The sequence below is a fragment of the Bacillus sp. 165 genome (assembly GCF_017742235.1).
GTDB lineage: Bacteria > Bacillota > Bacilli > Bacillales > Bacillaceae_G > JAGHKQ01.
In genome coordinates this window covers 90,333-111,959 of sequence record NZ_JAGHKQ010000009.1, presented here as the reverse complement: position 1 = coordinate 111,959, position 21,627 = coordinate 90,333, and the positions used below count along the sequence as shown (strand labels likewise).

At 36.2% G+C, this 21,627-nt stretch carries 19 protein-coding genes and 5 pseudogenes; 15 read left to right on the top strand and 9 right to left on the bottom strand.

The features are described from left to right. Positions 1–685 precede the first annotated feature (685 nt). Entirely contained in the window at positions 686–931 is a 246-nt protein-coding gene (locus J7Q84_RS13965) for a hypothetical protein (RefSeq protein ID WP_209095181.1), read from the bottom strand. A 109-nt stretch (positions 932–1,040) separates the two neighbouring features. Between J7Q84_RS13965 and J7Q84_RS13960 the strand changes: the two genes are divergently transcribed. Then, positions 1,041–1,811: a prolipoprotein diacylglyceryl transferase gene (locus J7Q84_RS13960; protein ID WP_209095191.1), complete on the top strand. Its 771-nt coding sequence runs from the start codon at positions 1,041–1,043 to the stop codon at positions 1,809–1,811. Then, positions 1,783–3,186 carry a radical SAM protein gene (locus J7Q84_RS13955; protein WP_209095180.1) on the top strand — a complete coding sequence of 468 codons (1,404 nt, stop codon included), beginning with the start codon at positions 1,783–1,785 and terminating at the stop codon, positions 3,184–3,186. The genes J7Q84_RS13960 and J7Q84_RS13955 overlap by 29 nt, the downstream gene beginning before the upstream one ends. Before the next feature lie 833 nt (positions 3,187–4,019). On the opposite strand, the gene J7Q84_RS13950 is transcribed toward J7Q84_RS13955, so the two are convergent. Both J7Q84_RS13950 and J7Q84_RS13945 read right to left on the bottom strand, forming a co-directional pair. After that, positions 4,020–4,337, bottom strand: a complete 318-nt coding sequence (locus J7Q84_RS13950) for a hypothetical protein (RefSeq protein WP_209095179.1) — start codon at positions 4,335–4,337, stop codon at positions 4,020–4,022. A 174-nt stretch (positions 4,338–4,511) separates the two neighbouring features. Further along, entirely contained in the window at positions 4,512–4,694 is a 183-nt protein-coding gene (locus J7Q84_RS13945; protein WP_209095178.1) for a hypothetical protein, read from the bottom strand. A 226-nt stretch (positions 4,695–4,920) separates the two neighbouring features. Between J7Q84_RS13945 and J7Q84_RS13940 the strand changes: the two genes are divergently transcribed. Continuing rightward, positions 4,921–5,316 carry an ATP synthase subunit I gene (locus J7Q84_RS13940; protein WP_209095177.1) on the top strand — a complete coding sequence of 132 codons (396 nt, stop codon included), beginning with the start codon at positions 4,921–4,923 and terminating at the stop codon, positions 5,314–5,316. Between the two features lie 271 nt (positions 5,317–5,587). Here the strand turns inward: J7Q84_RS13940 and J7Q84_RS13935 are convergent, their stop codons facing one another. After that, positions 5,588–6,172, bottom strand: a complete 585-nt coding sequence (locus J7Q84_RS13935) for a TetR/AcrR family transcriptional regulator (RefSeq protein ID WP_209095176.1) — start codon at positions 6,170–6,172, stop codon at positions 5,588–5,590. A gap of 281 nt (positions 6,173–6,453) precedes the next feature. Here J7Q84_RS13935 and J7Q84_RS13930 point away from each other — a divergent pair, with 281 nt between their 5' ends. From J7Q84_RS13930 to J7Q84_RS18415, 4 genes and pseudogenes are all read left to right on the top strand, one after another. After that, entirely contained in the window at positions 6,454–7,899 is a 1,446-nt protein-coding gene (locus J7Q84_RS13930) for a DHA2 family efflux MFS transporter permease subunit (RefSeq protein WP_209095175.1), read from the top strand. A gap of 313 nt (positions 7,900–8,212) precedes the next feature. Then, a pseudogene (locus J7Q84_RS13925) lies at positions 8,213–8,728 on the top strand (PepSY-associated TM helix domain-containing protein); the annotation flags it as partial. After that, a pseudogene (locus tag J7Q84_RS18420) lies at positions 8,721–9,086 on the top strand (FixH family protein); the annotation flags it as partial. The pseudogenes J7Q84_RS13925 and J7Q84_RS18420, both read left to right, overlap by 8 nt. Before the next feature lie 63 nt (positions 9,087–9,149). Beyond that, positions 9,150–9,617, top strand: a pseudogene (locus J7Q84_RS18415) (IS3 family transposase); the annotation flags it as partial. Between the two features lie 479 nt (positions 9,618–10,096). Here J7Q84_RS18415 and J7Q84_RS13915 read toward each other — a convergent pair. Then, positions 10,097–10,240 (bottom strand): hypothetical protein, encoded by a 144-nt coding sequence (locus J7Q84_RS13915; RefSeq protein WP_209095173.1) that lies wholly within the window; start codon positions 10,238–10,240, stop codon positions 10,097–10,099. A 342-nt stretch (positions 10,241–10,582) separates the two neighbouring features. On the opposite strand from J7Q84_RS13915, the gene J7Q84_RS13910 reads away from it, so the two are divergent. The 3 genes from J7Q84_RS13910 to J7Q84_RS18410 all read left to right on the top strand — a co-directional run bounded on the left by J7Q84_RS13910 (position 10,583) and on the right by J7Q84_RS18410 (position 13,413). Further along, on the top strand, positions 10,583–11,245 hold the full coding sequence (locus tag J7Q84_RS13910; RefSeq protein WP_209095172.1) for a DUF2642 domain-containing protein: 663 nt from the start codon (positions 10,583–10,585) through the stop codon (positions 11,243–11,245). A 238-nt stretch (positions 11,246–11,483) separates the two neighbouring features. Beyond that, positions 11,484–12,839 carry an arsenic transporter gene (locus J7Q84_RS13905; RefSeq protein ID WP_209095171.1) on the top strand — a complete coding sequence of 452 codons (1,356 nt, stop codon included), beginning with the start codon at positions 11,484–11,486 and terminating at the stop codon, positions 12,837–12,839. Between the two features lie 169 nt (positions 12,840–13,008). After that, positions 13,009–13,413, top strand: a complete 405-nt coding sequence (locus tag J7Q84_RS18410; protein ID WP_247739268.1) for a hypothetical protein — start codon at positions 13,009–13,011, stop codon at positions 13,411–13,413. 300 nt (positions 13,414–13,713) lie between these two features. On the opposite strand, the pseudogene J7Q84_RS18405 reads toward J7Q84_RS18410, so the two are convergent. Beyond that, positions 13,714–14,291: pseudogene (locus tag J7Q84_RS18405) on the bottom strand (IS1595 family transposase); the annotation flags it as partial. Beyond that, complete coding sequence (locus J7Q84_RS13895; protein WP_209095170.1) at positions 14,288–15,190, bottom strand: AraC family transcriptional regulator; 903 nt, start codon at positions 15,188–15,190, stop codon at positions 14,288–14,290. The pseudogene J7Q84_RS18405 and the gene J7Q84_RS13895, both read right to left, overlap by 4 nt. 242 nt (positions 15,191–15,432) lie before the next feature. Between J7Q84_RS13895 and J7Q84_RS13890 the strand changes: the two genes are divergently transcribed. The 4 genes from J7Q84_RS13890 to J7Q84_RS13875 all read left to right on the top strand — a co-directional run bounded on the left by J7Q84_RS13890 (position 15,433) and on the right by J7Q84_RS13875 (position 19,243). After that, the gene (locus J7Q84_RS13890) at positions 15,433–16,605 is read left to right on the top strand and encodes an MFS transporter (protein WP_209095169.1); all 1,173 of its coding nucleotides are present in this window, start codon (positions 15,433–15,435) and stop codon (positions 16,603–16,605) included. Positions 16,606–16,751: 146 nt separating this feature from the next. Then, entirely contained in the window at positions 16,752–17,603 is an 852-nt protein-coding gene (locus J7Q84_RS13885; protein ID WP_209095168.1) for an aldo/keto reductase, read from the top strand. Between the two features lie 255 nt (positions 17,604–17,858). Next, a complete protein-coding gene (locus J7Q84_RS13880; RefSeq protein ID WP_209095167.1) occupies positions 17,859–18,104 on the top strand; it encodes a hypothetical protein in 246 nt (81 codons plus the stop codon). A 410-nt stretch (positions 18,105–18,514) separates the two neighbouring features. Beyond that, positions 18,515–19,243, top strand: coding sequence for an alpha/beta hydrolase (locus J7Q84_RS13875; protein WP_209095166.1), 729 nt, complete (start codon positions 18,515–18,517; stop codon positions 19,241–19,243). Positions 19,244–19,437: 194 nt separating this feature from the next. Here J7Q84_RS13875 and pbp4b read toward each other — a convergent pair whose 3' ends face one another. Continuing rightward, positions 19,438–20,721, bottom strand: coding sequence for a penicillin binding protein PBP4B (gene pbp4b, locus J7Q84_RS13870; RefSeq protein WP_209095165.1), 1,284 nt, complete (start codon positions 20,719–20,721; stop codon positions 19,438–19,440). Between the two features lie 415 nt (positions 20,722–21,136). Between pbp4b and J7Q84_RS13865 the strand changes: the two are divergent. Beyond that, positions 21,137–21,301, top strand: a pseudogene (locus J7Q84_RS13865) (exo-beta-N-acetylmuramidase NamZ domain-containing protein); the annotation flags it as partial. A 105-nt stretch (positions 21,302–21,406) separates the two neighbouring features. On the opposite strand, the gene J7Q84_RS13860 reads toward J7Q84_RS13865, so the two are convergent. After that, positions 21,407–21,625, bottom strand: coding sequence for a helix-turn-helix domain-containing protein (locus tag J7Q84_RS13860; RefSeq protein WP_091175162.1), 219 nt, complete (start codon positions 21,623–21,625; stop codon positions 21,407–21,409). Between the last annotated feature and the right edge of the window lie 2 nt (positions 21,626–21,627).

Here is a 21,627-nt window from a genome sequence, read left to right as displayed (position 1 = left end):
CGACTAATATTGGTTAGGAGTTATTCAATTAACTGATGCATTAGTTTAATAAGCATTAAAAAGACTGTTTGGTGAAAAACAGTCTTTTTTAGTACGCAAAAATCAACATTTTAGTTTAACAGAGCCTTTATAAAAGAAAGATAAGAAAAGAAGGTTGGATACTAATCCTTCTTTATTTTGTTTAATATATTTAATTTTCAAATATGTACACATATAGAACATAGGCAGTTACATGGGAATTTGAATAAAACATGATGGAGGGGTAAAAAGAAAGGGTATCTAGATTCTCTTTCTTTTTTATAATTTTTCGGTAATTAGGTAAATAAATAAGGATTAGTTCGGTAAAGGGGTAGGGAATGGGATAGTAAAAATAACTATAATCACAGTTACAATCAAACCAATCAAAAGTGGGAATAAATTTCGTCTAGCCAATTCAAACGAATCCACATTACAAATAGCAGCTGCAGTCAGGGTTGCGACTGATTGTAATGAATCAACAGTATCTAGATTATCCTTTGAAGTTGTGTCTGCTTTATTTGATATTAGCACAGACCGAAGTTATATGTGTATATACCCCAAAACTCAAAATGGTATTCAAAACCTGTGAAAAAACGGCCCCGCTGCCTGCAGTAGGGCCATGTTACTAAAGTTGATGGTTATGGACACTCGTGTCCTTTTTTTCGCTTCACCCTCCCCACACTGATCCACAAATAACAACCATGATATAAATCTGAATAGGGATGGATAACAACAGACCGAGACCTAAATACTTTCGCCCTTTTGCCATTACTAAGATCGCCGTAAATGCAAGTGCAAGCGGTAGGAAGACAGAAAAAATGAACAGGATATATGTACTACAAGCGGATACCGCGCCGATTACTAATCCAAGAAGAAATTCAGCTAGTGGTTTTCGTTGGCGTAGAATCTTCATACTTTCACTCCTTTCTAATAGAATTTGTTATAAATATAATAGTAGATTGCTTAAAAAAATAGTATCATAGGAATAAAGATTCTGAAAATTTTAAAAAGGATGTGGTACTATTCATACCCCTGTACTCATTCCGTTTTTCGGGGAGTCTTTACACCCGCATCGTATATTCGAAACACTGGCTTTTTTTATTGGTTTTCGAATGTATGTTAAGCTCAGACGAAAAGAAACGATCAGCGAAGAACATGCAGTGTATGTGTTGATTGGCGCCGTTTTGGGTGCGTTGATTGGAAGTACAGTCGTTGCTTCGCTTCAAGACATTCCCGCACTGGTTCATAACGTTCACAACCATGGCTTCTTGGGATTGCTTCAAGGGAAAACGATTGTTGGCGGCTTGTTCGGCGGGATTATTGGTGTTGAAATAGGGAAAAAACTAGCTGGTCACCAACACTCTACTGGCGATGACATGGTGCTCCCACTAGCAATTGCCATGTGTATCGGGCGGATCGGTTGTTTTTTAACTGGTTTGTCGGACGATACCTATGGAATCCCCACTTCTTCTATCTTTGGAATTGATGTTGGAGATGGGGTCAAACGACATCCGACGTCACTTTATGATATCGTCTTTTTACTTAGTTTGGTCATGGTGATTCGATGGAGCGCACGAAGAAAACCGTATGAAGGGTTTCAATTTGCTTTATTTAGTACGGCTTATTTTCTGTACCGATTCGGAATTGAATGGTTAAAACCCTCCATCAAACCGTATGTTGGGATGAGTAGTATTCAATGGACGTGTGTCCTTGGTGTTCTTTATTATGTTGTGTACTTTATCGTTCAAAAAAGGAGAATGAACTATGCCCAATCGTCCGTACACTTACACTGATTTTACATTATCTGTTTGCAGTAAATGTTTACGAAAAGTAGAAGCGAAAATCATCATCGAAAACGACTGTGTCTACATGGTAAAACGTTGTAAACAGCACGGGATGGAAAAAGTACTGATTTCAACGGATGTAGCATACTATGAGCTGTGCCGTCAATTTGTGAAACCAAGTGAAATGCCGCATCGCTGGAATACACCGATTAAATATGGTTGCCCTTACGATTGCGGACTTTGTCCAGATCACGAACAACATAGTTGTCTAAGTATCGTTGAAATCACGGATGTGTGTAATTTGCAGTGTCCAATTTGTTACGCGGAGAGTTCACCAAAACGAACAACGTGGAAAGATTTAGACACCATCAAAAAGATGTTTGATACGATTATCAAAAATGAAAAAGAAGCGGATGTTGTGCAAATATCAGGTGGTGAACCAACCATTCACCCGCAATTTTTTGAGATTTTAGATGAAGCAAAAAAACGACCGATTAAACATCTTATGGTGAACACAAACGGCCTTCGGATTGCCACAGACGAAGCATTTGTGAAAAAACTAGCGAGTTACAAACCAGGATTTGAGATTTATTTACAATTTGATAGCTTTGAGGAAGAGACACTTATTGAGCTGCGTGGCCGTGATTTACGCGCTGTGCGCCAAAAAGCCATTGACAATTTAAATAAATACAACATCAGCACGACACTTGTAGCAGTTGTTAAAAAAGGGTTAAACGATCACGAAATCGGGAAAATCATTAAATGGGGGACGGAACAAAAATGTGTGCGAGGTGTGACCTTCCAACCGGTTCAACATGCAGGCCGTACCGAAAACTATGACCCAGCAACACAGCGCCTCACCCTCAGTGAAGTGCGTCAAGAAATCATCAACCAAAGTGAATTCTTTACAGGTGATGACATCATTCCAGTCCCATGTCATCCAGACAGTTTGGCGATGGGGTATGCCCTCAAAATGGGAGGCAAGATTACGCCGCTCACCAGTATTATCGATAAAAGTGTGTTATTAGAAGGTGAGCGAAATACAATCGTATTTGAAAGTGACGAAGAGTTAAAAAAGAAAGTATTTAAATTATTTAGTTTGAATCATTCCCCGCAAAGCGGCTTCCAAGGATTAAAAGATTTACTCTGTTGTTTGCCAAAAGTGGTTTTACCAAACGGAATGGGCTATGACAATGTGTTTCGCGTACTCATTATGAAGTTCCAAGATAATTATGATTTAGATGTACGAAGTGTCAAAAAATCATGTGTTCACTTTGTGACGACCGATGACAAAATGATTCCATTTGATACCTATAATCTGTTTTATCGGGACGACAAAGAGGCTTACCTGCAAACACTTCACGAAGAAATCGAGTCAAACTAAAAAAGCTTGCCCTTGTTCGCTTGAAGAAATCATTGCGACCAAGATAAACTTCGTGGAAAATAGATGTAAAATTCAGAAAATAAATAAAGTAATGAAATCTACATGTATACTAGGGCTGTCCAATAGTCGGTATTAGACAGCCTCTTTTTTATTTGACGATGTTCTAAAAGGTATTTGCACTAATGAGGTTATGCTCTCTCTTTTGTAAAACCAGCAAGATTGTTTTGGCTAATGTGCACCTAAAAGGTTTTCTTAAATGGATTAATAGCATAACCAAATCCTGTTCGATAAAGAATTTGTATTTCGCTATAACCATATGTTGTAAAGAGATGAGAACACATGAGTTCGATACTAGGATTAATTCAAACACTCATTATAATGGCTTTAGTCTTTATGTTGGTTTACAAATAGGTTGATGTTCAAACAAAAAATACCCATTTTGAATGCCCGCATTTTCGTTCGTTCTTTAAATTATCAAAATCAAGTTTCGCTTTGGTTTTTTAAAAAAATTCTTATGAACGAATGGTGATTTGTCCCGTTTGTGGCTATACAGGTTGGATGGAAATTATAAAAGATGAAAAATAAAAATTGAAATCAATAACAACTGTTAAACAGGAGAAGCTTCAAGCGTTTTGATGTGCTGTTTACACTGTCTGTTGATTTTGAAAATTAACTGTGAATTGATATTTTCTCTACGTTATCTGAACTACTTACTTCATGCAGAAAAGTAGTTTAATAATCTGAAATTACATTTCGTATCATTTGTTTCTGTGTGCCATATTTTTGTAATGATACCTATAAAAAAGAGACTGTTTGAACAGCCTCTTTTCCCTTTAATTATTTCCATCACCGTTTTCTTCCTTTTTCACAACATTCTCTTCTAATTCACCTATGGTTCCCTGTACTTTTTCATTGGCTTCTTTCACTGTTTTTTGAATAATATCTTTTTGATGTAACACATTTTCGCGAATTGCAGATTTTAATTCATTTTTTTGGTTTTTTAAATTCTTTTTCAATTCTTCCATTGCCGCTTTGAGGCTTTCCGATACTTCCTTTTGTAACTCTTTATCTACCTTCGTTTCATTCGCTTCGTTATTATTGTTTGAGACATTTGAAGTAAAAGAAAATGAATAATTTTTCTTGTTTGACATGTAAAATACACTCCTTGCTTTGATGTGATGTTTATCTTTTGTACATCAGAACCAACCATTAGTTAACGTTATAAATCTGCGTTTTGCGGGCAGGATCTTATTTATTGAATAGCACCTTTACATACAAAAAACATCCTTGCAGCCGTAGTAAGGATGTTGTCTTAGGAAAACCTATCACTCATAGATAGTTAAAATTCTAGAAAAACGTGAAAACGTAATACATCCTCGCCATTGTATATAAGGCATTCTATACATACTATTTTCTTCAAGGATAGATTGTTCCATAATTTTTAAATTAGGGTAAATTAATACATATTCTTTTATTCTATCTCGTTGATATTGGTTTAGTTTTTCCATACCATATGTCCTCTTGATACGAAAAAATATTATTATTATTTTGTTAAATAAATTATATGAACGTAGTAAAAACGTTTGAATTTGAAATATTTGTGAACGATTTCACATTTGAGTATCTTCTTTTTTTATTAATATTATAATGGTAGTAGTTATAGTAAAAAAGCTTATTGTATAGAGACGTATAAGGTAAACTTCTTGGGGATGGATGGGGTACAAGGAGGAAAAGATGATACAAAAGGCAATTAAAGCATTTAAACTACAAATGTATTATATTTTTGGATTAGTGGTAATCGCCTGGTTGTGTACACCGTTCGCCGAACACTTTTTGGGATTAGGTGTGGGACTGTTAGTCAGCCTGTATTGTGGATGGATTTTAGCTCGTCGTATTGAAAAGATGGGAGAACATATTATTTTGAATAAACGTTTGCCTTCACTCGGGGCGGCGAACCGTTTTGCTGCAACCGTCTTAGGTTGTGTGCTTTTGTATGAGATAGAACATCATATGGTAATGTGGGCTTTTGCGACAGGAATCTTAGGCGGCTATTTTCTTCTTATTATAAACCTAGGATATTATAGTGCGTACTACAAAGGTGACGACTTGATGACAGAACAAAAGATATAAATAAAATACCCTTTCTGCGTAGACTGTTTCTACATAGAAGGGGTATTTTTTGTTACATGAATGTGATATTTTATTTGTATTTTCATTTTGTGAAGAATTGTTAGAAGTATATGCCTGCATAGTTCTGACGCTGTGGATTAATATCCAATTATTTATTTGTGCTGTACAATATTGAAGTTAAGGACTATACATGTTTTAGATTGTATTTAAAAATATGTGAGATTTAGGTTGAATGGTCAAGGAGTCTAAGCGTTTTAACAGTCGAATCTTACTATTTTTTACTTGCTTGAAAAATCATAGACAACTGTTTTGCAAGATATTGCGGTGTATAAGGCATATCATTTCGCAACCAAAATGATATGGTTCCGATAAGTGCAGAAGATCCATACCAAATCACAATGTCTCTTTGGAGAGTATTTGGGTTAATAGAGGAAAGAATCTCTGTTCTTTCTCTTACTAGTTCTGTTAGGACATTTAACAAACGTTCTGTAAATATAGGAGTTCTTCTAGTACCGAGAACTACTTTATAAAATTTAGCATTTTCAGCAATATACTCTAGGAGATGTTCTAACATTATCCATTTAACATCTTTATCGAATTTTCCAGTGGTTATAGGCTTCCTTATTATATGCTTAATATCCTCGGCCATTTCCTCTGCCATTTTTTCCAGCATGTCTTGAATATCTTTATAATGCAGATAAAATGTAACACGGTTAATTGTAGCTCGTTCTGCAATTCGATTGACTGTTATTTTACTAATATCCATCTCTTGTAGCAAGTCAATTAAAGCATTTTTGATTAATTGTCGTGTTCGAATGATTCTGAGATCAACTCGAGTTTTACCAGTTTCAGTCACTTCAAACCTATCCCTTCTCAATAAAATATAAATTTACAATTAGTTGTATTCTGTATATTATTTGTGAATTTATTAACTAAATTAATAATGGTGATAACTAATTTACAGTTCTTGAGAAATTGTCTGTTGTCAGAATAAACTATCTCTTTATAATGTAATTTATACAATGTTAATTATTAAACACATTGTAAAAAAAGTCTATATTTAAAAAGAGAAAGGGTCGGGGAGAATTGAATACTCATTCGAATATAGTTATAAATTCGATAAAAAAAGGACCTATTATGTTTATTATGATTTTAGGTGCCTTCCTTGCTACACTAAACCAAACACTCATGAGTGTAGCTATTCCTGAGTTAATGACTGAATTCAATATCACAGCTGCAACAGCGCAGTGGTTAACGACAGGCTACATGCTAGTAAACGGGGTATTAATTCCAATTACAGCGTATTTAATGCAACGCTTTACTACTCGAGAGCTTTTTCAAGCATCAATGTTTACATTTCTCGCAGGTACAATTGTTTCAGCAATCGCAACCGGATTTCCAGTCTTATTAACAGGACGTATGATTCAAGCTGCTGGTGCCGGTATCATCATGCCATTGCTTACAAATGTTATTCTTACACTATTTCCTCCAAATAAAAGGGGATCAGCCATGGGAATGGTCGGGCTTGCTATTATTTTCGCTCCGGCAATTGGACCGACAATCGCAGGCTATATTCTTGAAAATTATAAATGGGAAACAATGTTTTACGGAATGATTCCATTTACAGTCCTTGTCATTGTATTAGGATTTGTTTACTTAAGAAATGTATCAGATCGAGTTAAGACAAAGCTGAATGTCCTTGGAGTTATACTATCTACCATTGGATTTGGGACATTGCTTTATGGATTCAGCAGGGCTGGAAGTCTTGGGTGGTCAGATTCAGAGGTAATCAGTACGATTGCAATTGGAGTAGTGGCTCTTATACTCTTTACATGGAAAGAATTAAAGTCGAGTAATCCGCTACTAGACTTAAGAGCATTTAAGTACAATATGTATACTTTAACTACTTTTATTAATATCGCTATTACAATGGTAATGTATGCAGATATGATGCTGCTTCCGTTATACCTTCAAAACATTCTTGGATACACAGCTATTGAGTCCGGTCTCCTTCTTCTACCAGGAGCGTTAGTGATGGGATTCCTTATGCCAATTACAGGAAAGCTTTTCGATCGATTTGGAGCTAAATGGTTAGCGATTCTTGGTATGATTATTACGATTATCACAACAATTGGATTTACTGATTTAACAGACTCGACTAGTTATGTGTACTTAGTTCTCATGTCAACTGGACGCCGTATTGGAATGGCCTTAATGATGATGCCAATCCAAACAGCTGGTCTAAACCAATTACCACAAAGGTTAAATGCACATGGTACAGCAATTGTGAATACAATTCGTCAAGTAGCCGGAGCTGTTGGAACTTCACTCCTTGTTACAGTTATGTCAGAGCGTACTAAGTCACATTTAGATGAACTGATTCCCACTGCAGCCACAAAAGGCTTAACACAGGTGCAACTTATTAAAGAAGCTACTATACAAGGGATTAATGACGCGTATTTTGTTATTGTAGGAATTGGTATTATCGGATTACTACTCTCATTCTTTATAAAAAAGGCAAAACAAGCTTCTGAAGTAGAAGCAACTGTTTCTGTTGAAAGGAAAGTATATAAAAAAGCGTAACATGAAATCATGTTGCAATTCATTGAGGTATTACACATACAAGATAAAAAAGTTTATATTTTTTTAGAATGGTATGTAAGTTTAAATATTTTGTAGGAAAAAGATCGTTTCTCTGAATTAAGAGAAGCGATCTTTTTCGCATCATTGATATTGAATTAGCTTATGAGAAAATGAAGCACAATGGCGTAGAAGTAGAGAAAATGTTAAGAATGCTATTTGGGACCATGTTCTCATTTTAGTGGAAAGAATTAATACTGCATTTAAATGAGAGTTTACGTGGCATACATTCTCCCCCTTCAATAAATTCTAAAAAATAGATGATGTAATATCAGTTGCTAAGAGTGAAGGAATCCATCCGAGTTATTCAATTTATATTCCGCAAGATAAAGAAGGGGTTTATACCTTATCTGCCTTTCCGCCAAAAGGGCAGGATGAGGTCACAATGCATATTGACCAATATACAGGTGCTGTTCTAGCTGATTATCGTTATGATAACTACGGACTAATCGGGAAAATGGTTGCTTGGGGAATTACTTTGCATACTGGAACTCAATTTGGCGTAATCAACCAAATTGTTGGCCTTATCATATGTTTAGGAATTATTCTAGTGGCTCTTAGTGGATTCTATTTATGGTGGAAACGCAAACCAAAAAGAGAATTAGCAGCTCCAAAAGCCCCTGGTATTCAGAAAATGAAACCTTTTCTTATTCTAATGATTGGCTTAGGAATTATTTTTCCTTTAGTTGGATTATCACTAATTGCTGTATTGCTGTTGGACTGGTTAATTATTCAAAGAGTATCTCCATTAAAGAAATTTTTTAATGCTTAATTCAAATGTAAAGGATGCTTTTTCTATGAAAAAATATGTATATTTTTCTCTCACTATTATTTTCAATCTTTTGCTAGCAGCTTGCTCAGCTGACGTGGAAGAGGCAGCTCATTTATATAAACAAGAAAGTCCACTTGAATTAAGCATCATTTTACCAGAATCGTTCTCGCCTAATCAGAATGAGACGATTAAAGCCGTTCTGAACCAGGATGGAAAGAAGTTGCAAAAAGCCGATTTTGTCCATTTTGAAATAAAGAAGCAAGATGGCTCTGTAAACTATAGCATGGAGGAAGCACGCAACGAAGGCAACGGCACATATAGCTTAAGTAAAAGCTTTGATAGCGAAGGCTTATACTTTATTAAAGTACATGCAAGTAATAATGGCTCTACCATTATGCCTCAAAAGCAGTTTATCGTTGGAAATACGTATATTCCTACGAATGAAGGCTGGTTATATTTAGCGAGCGTAATGGATCTGTATTCACGTAAAATTGTAGGATGGTCAATGGATAAAACGATGACAAAAGAGTTAGTAATGAATGCATTAAAAATGGCATATAAGCGTCAAAAACCAGGAAAAGGACTTCTGCATCATTCGGATCGTGGTGTGCAATATGCTTCCAATGAGTATCAAAAATTACTAAAAGAATATAAAATGATTGGCAGTATGAGTCGTAAAGGAAACTGTTACGATAACGCTTGTATTGAATCATTTCATGGAATCATAAAGCGAGAATTGGTCTATCAAACAAAGTACAAAACTAGGCAGGAAGCCAAAGAATCCATTTTTGAATACATTGAGCTTTTCTATAATTCAAAGCGAATTCATTCAACTCTTGGATATTTTACGCCGAATGAATTTGAGAAAATGTATTCAGTCGCAGCCTAATTTTCACCCTAAATAAAATAGTTTAAAAGACTTTCTTTTGAATTATTTTATTAGGGTCAAGAAGTTAAAACGTGTTAGAAAATCTGTGTCTACTTTCTTGACGTAGTATCAGTCTGCTTCTTTTCAATTTTTCGAGAATTATAGTTAAATCAACTTTTTTCTATCGAAAAGTACAATTGTTGGTTATTCAGATTCCTAATATTTATCAAGTGTACAAGGTGAATACAAGTTCACGTTTTTATATATTTTCAGAAGTATTGAGTATATATAAATGTTGGTGTATAAAAGTCTGTGTGTTCAATTGAGCGAAGAAGCAGAATAAAGGTAGTAATTTTAAAACTTCATTGCCTTTGGCCACTTCTAATAATGGGACTTATGCTAACTGGGGGGGGATAGGGTATACAACGTTAGTTTCTAACATCTTACTTATGTAAGTATAAAAAGGTTGCCCTTTGATAGGCAGCCTTAAATAAGTAGAATTATTCTTTTGGAATGTAGGATATTAACTTTCTAAAGATCTCAATATGATCTGTAATAAGAAAAACAGGAAGGAACAACAAAGCAACGACTACAACTAGATTGGATCCAATCCCGATAATACAAAACTTTTTTAAGAATTTCATAGTATTTCCCCTCCTATCATTTGTTATAGAACATGTTATGCAAATAGATAGAAAGGGATTGGACAAGTTATCTATTTTTGTTCTTTAAATATGATTGACAAATACCTATTTTATCCAAACAAAAAGTATACGGGACAAGCGTACATATTGAGCGCCTATCAGGTCTAGTGTCTAGCTTCTTCTTGATATAAGTTGCATTATATATGATTAGAGATTAGACAAATTATCGTAATTTATTATGAAGTATCATGTGAACTTTTTTAGAGCAACTTGCCTTCTAAAGTGTAAAGCCCGTGTATATAATGTATTACTATCTTGTTTTCATGGTGGGAGGTTTTTTTTTTGAGTATTGCAGCATTATGTGGAAAGCATGTTGATGTAGTGATATCGGGAAACGCTTTTTTTCAGGGAACACTTATTGAGAGCGGAAAAGACATTCTTGTGTTGTTTGACAGCCAAAGGTATATATATATCCCTCTATTGCATGTGCATAGGATTAATCTGAGTCCGATTATAAACGATAATTTCAGTGATCCAAGTGAAGCATTTTTAGCCAAAGATACACAATCCATTTCCTTTCGTACGATTTTAACAAATGCAAAAGGGCTTTTTACCGAAATTTATGTTACAGGTAATAAATCATTACATGGATATATCATTACTGTTCGCAGCGACTATTTTGCTTTTTATTCTCCTGTTTACAAAATGATGTTGATTTCATTGCATCATTTGAAATGGATCATTCCGTACAATCTAAAAACGCCCCCGTATACCTTAAGTAATGAAAAGCTTCCCGTCATCCCTTCAAGCATCCCATTACTTCGTTCATTTGAAGAACACTTAAAGAAGTGGGAAGGGGAGCTTATCGTTTTCGACATGGGAGAAGATCCAATGAAGATAGGATTAGTAAAGAAGGTTAGTGATGCTATAATTGAATTCGTAATTGCAAGTGGTGAAACAATATATTTAAAACTTTCACATATCAAGTCTGCCCATTTACCTTAGTGTGTCAAGAGGTCTTACTTTTATCAGTAGGACCTTTTATTTTTGTTCATAGTTGAAATATGACCGGCAAATGCCCATTTCATCCACAAATAAAGTATAGAAGATAAACGTACATTTTGAGCCTATCAGGTCTAGTGTCTAGTTCCTGCTGGGAAAAATTTCATATAAATAGAATTAGATGTTGGACAAGCGATTAACAAGTTGCTTGAGATTCTAAAAAGAAAGGAAACTACAATAAATGAATATTGACATCATGATTCCAGTTTTAGTGTTTCTTCTAGTAACGGTAGTGATATTTTGGAGACCGAAGGGCATCAATGAAGCGTGGCCGGCAGCAATTGGCGCAGGGATTATTTTATTAACAGGGGCTGTATCCTATGCCGACGTTGTAGACATTATCAATAAAATTGGCGGCGCCTCCATCACCATTATGGCAACGATTGTCATGGCAGTCATACTAGAAAGCTTCGGGTTTTTCCACTGGGCGGCTGCACGGCTTGCAAATTTAGCAAAAGGTTCAGGTTACCGTCTGTACTGGTACATTCAATTATTATGTTTTATGATGACACTGTTATTTAATAACGACGGGAGTATCCTGATTACTACCCCTATTTTAATTTTGCTCCTCAAAAATCTTCAGTTAAAACCACACCAACAAATTCCCTACCTTTTAACCGGAGCCCTTATTGCCACGGCTTCTAGTGCTCCAATCGGTGTAAGCAATATTGTCAATTTGATTGCCTTGAATATTGTTCACATGACTCTTTACATGCACACCGCCATGATGTTTGTACCGGCAACACTAGGTTTGTTGTTTATGTCGTGGTTGATGTACGTAGTAGTAAAACGGAAACTGCCGAAACAATTGCCAAATTCAGCATATGATATTGAACACATATTTTTCACGAAAAACTTTCATCCGTTAAAAGGACATCTTACGGTTGATACGAAACGGCAACGCACAAAGTTTATGTTAAAAGTATTATTGTTTGTTTTTATGATGCGCTGTCTACTCTTTGTCGCATCGTATTTTGCAATTCCAATCGAGATTGTTGCGGTACTCGGCTCAGTCGCTCTACTTGTGTGGAGATGGTATCACTTGCGCACGAATCCCGTGGATATATTGAAAAAGACACCTTGGCATATCCTAATTTTCGCCTTTTCTATGTATGTAATCATTTATGGTCTCCATAATGCAGGACTAACAGCGATGTTGGTAAGCTTATGTGAACCGATTGTAAATCAAGGCTTATTCTATGCAAGCTTTATCATGGGCGGTTTGGTTTCTGTTCTATCCAATTTCTTCAACAATCATCCAGCTTTGATGGTTGGAACAATCACTTTAACAGAAATGGGACTAGATCCAATCACATTGAAGACGATTTATCTAGCGAATATCATTGGCAGTGACATGGGATCCTTGCTCTTGCCTATCGGGACACTTGCCTCCCTCATTTGGATGCACATATTAAGACAAAATAAGATTAAGGTGAAATGGAAAGATTATTTGAGCGTATCGTTGGTTGTAATTCCGCCAGTAACAATCGTGACGCTACTTTTATTGTTCTATTGGGTACAAATGGTCTTTGCTTAAGACAGTATAAAAAAATATAAACCTGTTTTAGATATGAAAAAAGATCGTATGATGGCTTTTAGGGGAGGGGTGAATTGAATAACATCATGCAATTGCTGAATAAGTTCATGTGAAAGTAACAGGAGAAACCTGTTTTGAAGGAATACTCACTGATCTAGGAAACGATATTTTGGTGGTATTTGATGGACAAAGGTTTTTGTATATTCCTTTATTGCATGTCCATAAAATAAAGCTTAGTGATACAACAAACGGAGAGGTTGGCCAGCCTGCTGGATTTTCATTATCTGAGAAAGTCGAGTCTATATCATATCGTACGATTTTAACAAATGCAAAAGGACTTTTTACCGAAATTTATGTTACAGGGAATCAATCATGGCATGGGTATATCATAAATGTATTAAGTGACTATTTTGTTTTTTATTCACCTGTATATAAAATCATGTTTATTCCCTTGCATCATTTAAAATGGTTAACCCTGTACAATCAAAACGTACTCCTTATACACTCAACAAAGAAGCCTTGTCTGCCAATCCTTATACTGCTCCTCTACGTCGTTCTTGGAAAGAACAATTAAAAAACTAGAAGGAAATCTAGTAGTGTTTGATATGGGGAAAGGTCCAGATAAGATTAGATTACTAAAAAAGTCGAGGATAATCTAATTGAATTGGTAACTGCAAATGGCGAATCTATGTATTTGAAACTTACTCGTATCAAATCTGTACAAGCTCCGTAAGTAGCCTCTAACATAAATAAAGTCGAAGTTCTTTATAATTTAATTCACTTTCGATAATCCTCATTATGTCAACTGGAAGCCCACGATAGGGCTTTTTTTCTTTCTCCATATATGCAAAATAGTTCTTTTCTTATGAGGGTCTTAAGCACTTCTCTTTAGGTTCTCTACGGTTACCCCCGACGCACGAAGGAATCCTTGTAAAAACAGGTCTTCCGTTTGAACCTGGTTCTTCGCTTTCTTCCGCATGTACAAGAATTGATGCCAATAGAGGTAGTTATCGAGATATTTGGTAGCTACACCATGAAAACGGTCCATCCATACCTTCAATTAGCGATGGTAGCTATTGACGTGCTGAATATGATGGATGCCTTGTTTGAGATACTCCTTCTTGCGCGTATTAACCGTATGGTGTTTCAGTCCTTTCAGCTCCGCGAATCGTTTGTAGTTGGTAGCTTCATCTGTGCATAGGGAAGGAGAGTCACAGAGCAGATGTCCCATGACTTCATCAATCTCATGTGCCGTAATCTTTCCGTACCCAGCCATTTGGGACAGAAGGTGCCATTGCGGTCATGCGCCACGACGACACAGACTTGTTCTTTGCTGATACCGCGCTTGGACGCACGTCCGCCTCGTTTGAGTGGCTTTCGATGAGAAATGTTCTGTTTACCCTTCTCAGATTTTAAGAAATAGGTCTCATCAGACTCTACAGCACTTTTTACAAATAAGTTGCTCTCAAGCGGTTAATATCTTCTTTCGGTGGTAAACCAAACAAACGAGAATACTCACGACTAAATTGAGATGGACTCTCATAACCTACACGAAACGCTGTTTCAATGGCATCTGTTGACTCAGATAATAATATGCGACGAGCTTCCTGCAGGCGCAGTTGTTTTTGGAATTGAATAGGGCTCATTGCTGTTACTTCCTTAAAATGTCTATGAAGTGAAGAAACGCTCATATTTGCAATTTCTGCAAGATCTTCAATTCGAAAAGAGTGGTTATAGTTATTCATGATATGATCGACAACGGCACGGATTTGATTAGTAGAACTTCCTTCTATAGCTATTTGCCCAAGAGTTACTCCGTGTTTTCCTTGTAAAATTCTATAGATTATTTCTTTTGTAATAAGAGGCGCAAGTACAGGTATATCATTAGGATTCTCGAGCAAGCGAGCTAATCTTGTTACTGCGTCCAATAAAGATAACTCAATTTGGCTTACATACATGCCTCTTTTAGTATTTTCTTTATGAGGAAAAGTAAGTTTGGAATCCTTTAAAATTTCCAAGATTTGATTAGGGGTAAATTCGAGTTTGAGTGCTAAATATGGATTCTCAATAGAGGCTTCTGTGACTATTCCGGTAATTGGCAAGTTAACAGAGGCAATTAGGTAATCGGCTGGACTGTATACATAATGCTCTTGTGCCAATACTACTTCCTTTGTACCTTGAACGATAATACACAAGGAAGGCTTGTAAACTCCATAATTTGGTCCAGTAACATTAGAATAACGTGAGAAAAATAAAGAAGGAACTGCAGTCGGATGAGATCCATCCTTACCTGTATGACTCTCTATGAGTTGAATGAGATCAGCACGGAGTTTATAGATTTGACTAGACATAAAAACCTCCTAAATTCCTAATGACGTCTAGTTCCATTTTAATATATATTGCTTTGGAATATAACTGATTTGATAGGATTAGGCAATTATTTGATATGAATTGGATAACGGTAGTTTTGTATTTATTGCATAATAAAAGTATAAAAACAATATACCTACTGCAAAAATTTATAATCAAATTTTTAAAATAACATATTGCAGCATAGATCCATTGCAACACAGTTAAAGGAGTGGAAAAAACTATGAACAATACTTGGAAAATTTACTTTCTAACTCTTGTTAGCTTTGTGGTAGGCACTTCTCAATTTGTGATTGTAGGTACGTTGGATAAAGTGGCTGACTCAATTGGTGTGTCGGTTTCAACTGCAGGTCAACTTATCACTGTTTTTGCTCTTGGTAATGCAATTGGTACTCCTCTTGTTATGGTAGCAACTTCGAAGATGGATCAGCGTAAACAATTGTTACTTTCACTCGCCACCATATTACTAGGCGTCATTGGGATAATTGCTTTACCTGGATTGGGTTTACTTATGGCCTCTCGCGTTTTACTAGGAATTGGAACGGGAGTCTTCGTTGTCACTGCTTATGGATTAGCTGCAAAATTTGCAGTTCCTGGTCGTCAGGGTCGAGCTATGGCAAATGTCGCAATGGGGTATAGCTCTTCCCTTGTTTTTGGAGTTCCACTTGGTCGTATGGTAGCTTTGTCTTATGATTGGAAGGTTATCTTTTGGGGCATAGGAATCTTTAGTCTCCTTGCTATCTTTACGGTTGCACGAACGATTCCTGTCATGGAAAGTGAGGAGGCAGTCTCTCTGAGTAAACGACTTGCACTTCTGACGAATCCGAGAGTTTTACTAACACTATGCGTAACCTTTTTTGTCTTTATTAGTTATTCAATTCTCAATACTTATATCACACCTTTTCTGACAGTCATAATGCCGAGAATGAAAGAGAATGTAAGTATAGTTCTCTTAGCCATGGGTATCGCGAGCTTGATTGGTTCTAAACTTGGTGGTTTATTAGCAGACCGAATCGGCATAGTCCCTACACTGGTAGGATCAATGGGAATACACATCCTTTCGTTAATGCTGTTGTTTACGGTCTCGGGCTTTGAACAGCCAATGGTCATACTCCCGTTACTCATGATTTGGGAAATTGCGGCTTGGACGTTCGGCCCAACCCAAAACTTTAACCTAGTTTCGTTGACTCCTGAAGCTTCTAGTATTGCACTTAGTCTAAACAGTTCCTTTGTACAACTTGGATTTGCAACTGGTGCTGGAATTGGAGGTATTATCACTAAAAAATCTACTATATTAGAAATCAGTTGGGTTGGAGCTGTATCAGTTATGATTGCTCTATTGATAGGAATGTTTTCATTTAGACGTAGCCCTAAGCTTTTAAGTGTACAACAATAAAGCTTTAGAATTTGCTTCAACAGATATTTGCTTTTTAGATCGCAATATATCTGGAGTAGTAAACTTAAATACAACATAAAACCACCGATAAATTTTTAAAAGAAAGTAATATGTTCCAAATTAATTAAAAAACTGGAGGGATTTATATGCAAAAAGTAATTTTAAACAATGGTGTGGAGATGCCTATTTTAGGTTTTGGTGTTTTTCAAATTCAAGATGAAACCGAGTGTGAACAAGCTGTATACGATGCGATCACGGCAGGTTATCGACTGATTGATACTGCTGCATCCTATTTAAATGAAGAAGCAGTTGGCAGAGCAATAAAGCGTAGTGGTGTACCAAGAGAAGAATTGTTTATTACGACAAAACTCTGGGTTCAAGATACAGGATATGAACGAACAAAGCAAGCATTTGAAAAATCGCTGAAAAGATTGCAACTTGATTATTTAGATTTATATTTAATCCATCAACCATTTGGTGATGTATATGGTTCTTGGCACGCGATGGAGGAATTGTACCATGAGGGTAAAATTAGGGCGATTGGGGTTAGTAACTTTTATCCAGACCGTCTGACTGATTTTATTATTCATAATAAAGTGGTTCCTGCTGTGAATCAAGTTGAAACGCATCCTTTCTGTCAGCAAATTGAAAGTCATAAATTGATGAAAGAAAACAATGTTCAGATAGAATCATGGGGACCATTTGCTGAAGGAAAAAATAACATGTTCCAAAATGAAGTTTTAGCATCAATTGCTAAAATACACAATAAATCCGTAGCTCAGGTTATCTTGCGATGGTTAACACAAAGAGGTGTTGTTGCAATACCTAAGTCAGTACGTAAGGAGAGAATCGTCGAAAATTTTAATATCTTCGACTTCGAACTAAACCAAGATGAAATAGATAAAATTACTGCACTAGATACAAATGAAAGCTTGTTCTTTTCTCACAGAGATCCTGAAATGGTAAAATGGATTGGTACTCGTAATCTTGATATTTAAATCGCCCTATCCTATGGTTTTATTTCTGATAATACTATTATATTTTACTTTCAAAAGACAGCCAGTTAACGTAACTAGCTGTCTTTTCTTATTTAAGGAGGTTCTGAGGAAACTTTGTTTTTTGTTCAACTAACGCATGCGTTTAGTTGAAGATCATGAGTCACAAAAGTGACTCATTTTTTATTGAAGTAAATGGCAGGATAGTTGAATAAGGACATACAATATAGATGTATATATTATTAAGGGTGTGAACAAATGGAACAAACTGGATTTTATTGGGTAGGTCTCATCTTTTGGTTATTAATTAGTTCGGGATTGATTCTTTTAGTGTGGGGGCTTTGGAAAAAATCGTGGAAGTCATTACTAATGAGTGGAATTGCTTTAATACTACCAACGCTTTACTTCGGTGGTGCTGAAACTTGGTTTAGGTTGCTGGCATTTTTCCCTTTGATTCCTTTCGTACTTGCTTATATAATTAAAAGAAAAATATCAGTAAAATAAGTCTTATGCACAAAAAAGGATCTGTGAGTAAAGATCCTTTTTTTATTACTGATAATCCCGCTTATGGTAACAAGCGGCCCGAATGAACAGCTCTTGTTGTATGTTTTGTGTAGCGTGGTTTTTCAAGATGCTGGTGATGTACCTAGCAGGAGAGTTTGCTACATCAATGTTTGTCTTATGATGAATTATTCTTGACCTTATGTTCGACAGAGTACCATTACATGATGTAACGGGTGGGGGAACAATTGGCATGTTGTTCTATAACATTAGCCCATTCAAACTCAATGTTAAAACAGGAAAAACTTGAGAGGCTTAATATTAGACTACTGTTGAGGTTGAGAAGTATGATTGAAGAGGAGAGGTGCGAGATGTACGAAGCTTATTGCAACAAAATATAAAGGAGGATTACGGTGAAAAAGTTTATAAAATACGGATTATTAAGCGTTGCAGCTCTTGTTATTATTACATTCCTAGGCTTTTATATTTGGGCTCAACAAACTTATAAACCTACCAAGCAGCTAACAAGCTTAGTAGGGGAAGTGAAGATAGAAGATGGCTGGGTTATCTATGAACCTAAAGAAAGCAAAAAGACAGGGGTCATCTTGTATCCCGGAGCTAAAGTAGAGCCGGAAGCATATAGTTATATTGCTCAACAACTATCTAAACAAGGATACTATGTTGGAATTCCCGAGGTGACCTTGAACTTAGCAATTACAAGCATTAATAAAGCTGAAGAAATGATGGAGAAATACCCGTCTGTAGAAAAATGGTATGTAGGTGGTCATTCTTTAGGAGGAGTGTCAGCAGGTTCCTTCGCTTATGATAACCTTGATATGGTCGACGGTCTTTTTTTCTTAGGTTCTTATCCTATGAATTCAAATGATTTTTCAGAAACACATCTTCCTATTTTATCTATCTATGCAGAGAGGGACGGTCTGACCACTTTAGGGGATATCGAAGACTCCGAGAGCTTATTATCTGATGAAACAGTTTTGTATGAAATAAAAGGGGGAAACCATGCTCAATTTGGAATATATGGGCCTCAAAAAGGAGATAACGAAGCAGAGATATCAGTGAAAGATCAGCAAGATATTATTGTCGATGTCCTTCTCAAATGGCTACAAGGCAAGAAGCTCTAATGGAAACCAAAAGGGGCTTATGGAAAGGGGACTGAAAAATTCAATTTGAAGAGAAAAAGAAGTCAACACCTTTGTGTAAGCAGTACCGATAAAGTGGAAAAAATCTAACATTACAGGTTAAATAGGCCATAAATTACCAGCATAAATAACAATTTAATATGTATACAAAAAGCTTGAGGGAAATTAAAGCAGCCTCAAGCTTTTTGATTTATTCTTAAAGCTTCATAAATACCGCTAATAACACTGGTGTATTTTCCGGTATGGAACGTATCCCCGGCAAAAGTGTTCGGAGATTTTATTGGATTTATAACTGGAGAATGCTTTTTATTGGTCAGTAAAGCAATACCTAAATTTTGTTCGAAATCAATAATTGTAACTGTACCTGTCCAGCCTGTGTGGCCAACTGCTGTTTCACTTGCATAAGGACCAAACATCCAGCTCATGCTGCTATCTCCGTTTCTTCGCCAACCAAGTCCGTATGTGGGATTTGTTTCAGATGGACTAATGAAAGTATTAATTGTTTGCTGGTCAAATACTTGCTCTTTCCCATACCCGCCCCCGTTTAACATCACCTGCAATAACACAGCTAAATCGTCTGTGTCAGAGAAAAGTCCCGCGTGTCCAGAAATCCCATCCATAGAATAGAATGCTTTTTCATCATGTACTTCTCCTTGCAATGTGTATGTCCGGATATTGGGGAAGTTGATGACTCCGTTACGAGTATTCCCCATTAATTCCGTTGCGGCAAAATCCTTTGGTTTAAAATCTTTTTGAAGAGGATTGAATATAGTGCGCTTAAGGCCCAATGGTTTGTAAATCGTATTTTCAACATAATCATCAAGCTTCTGTCCGGTTACTTTTTCAACAATATAACCTAATAGCATATAATCAACATCGCTATAGAGGTTCTGTGTGCCTGGTTCATACTGGAGGGGCGTTTTAGACAACATTTTTAATGTCGTTTCGCGATCTTGTGAATAAAGCGCACCGGCTACAGTAGGATTGTGATATTGCGGATCGGCTGGGAAACCAGCATTGTGATGCAGGATGTCGATCAGACGTATCAGATCCTTTCCCTTAATCTTGTCTGCTGGTCCATCCTTAAATTCAGGTATATATTGCTGCACAGGGGCATTTAGATCGATTTTTCCTTCGCTCACAAGCTTTTGCAACGCATAATTTGTTGCATACATTTTGGTATTTGAAGCCAGATCAAATATGGTATTGGTCTTCATTTTCTCGGCACGATGTATTGGTGTCAGGCCGTCATATTTTTTCACATACCCATAAGCCGTGTTTTTTACTACTTTTCCATCCTTGATAATCAGTAAAACAGCGCCTGGAAAACCATTTTTGACATCTTGCTGAATCAATTCATCAACCTGCTTCAGTATTTTAGAAGAAAATCCAACTTCTTCAGGACACTTCACCTTGACTAGCACAGGGAAGCTATCTTTATATTTGTCTTGCATCATCATATTCCTCCCTGTAGAAACAGAGATTGTTTCCGATTACGTATGCAAGGCTGATAGACCTACTTGTAGTGACCAGTGAAAGTGAAGGAGTTGACGTTACAATACCGCGGGCAATTCGGGTCAATGTTGTTCGCCTCCCATATGATAGATTCTCCAAACTAGACGCTATTGCTATAGGTGAGATCTGGAAGTAAATCCGAAAATGGAAACATTGTTCAAAATCAATAAAGAGGGAAGTGTATCTTTGGTGGGCGTAATAGGCTGATATGTCTGTTTTGATAAATGAAATAAAGTTCAGTATCCTCTTAATCTTAATTATAAGAAAATTATAAAAATTATTATAAATTTTAGATCCATAGTTTGTAAAGATAAACTTCGCGTTTGGTTCTCTAATAAAATCTTATAATCCGTAAATAATATAGGTGCTGATTTAACAGTTGTTAAAATAGAAGGGTGGAAACGGAATATGTATTACGATGAAACGCCATTGCATTTCGTGCTTCCATCACCAAATATGCCGACTTTAGATACTGTATTAGTTTATCCGGGTGCCTGTTTGATTGAAGGAACGAATGTTTCCGAAGAATTCACTGAGTAAATAACATCAATAAACGCAAAGAAGGGATAGCTTAATGGCTATCCCTTGAATTCTCTATCGACACCCGTTAAATAAAGTTGTTGTCTGTTTTTATTGAGTGTCTTCGTCGCTTTTGTACTCCAAAATATCACCTGGCTGACAATCCAAAGTCTTACATATCGCTTCTAATGTTGAAAACCGAACCGCTTTTGCTTTCCCATTCTTCAGAATAGAAAGATTCGCCATAGTAATTCCAACCCTCTCCGAAAGCTCCGTTACGCTCATTTTTCGTTTTGCTAGCATCACATCAATATTAATAATAATTGTCATAT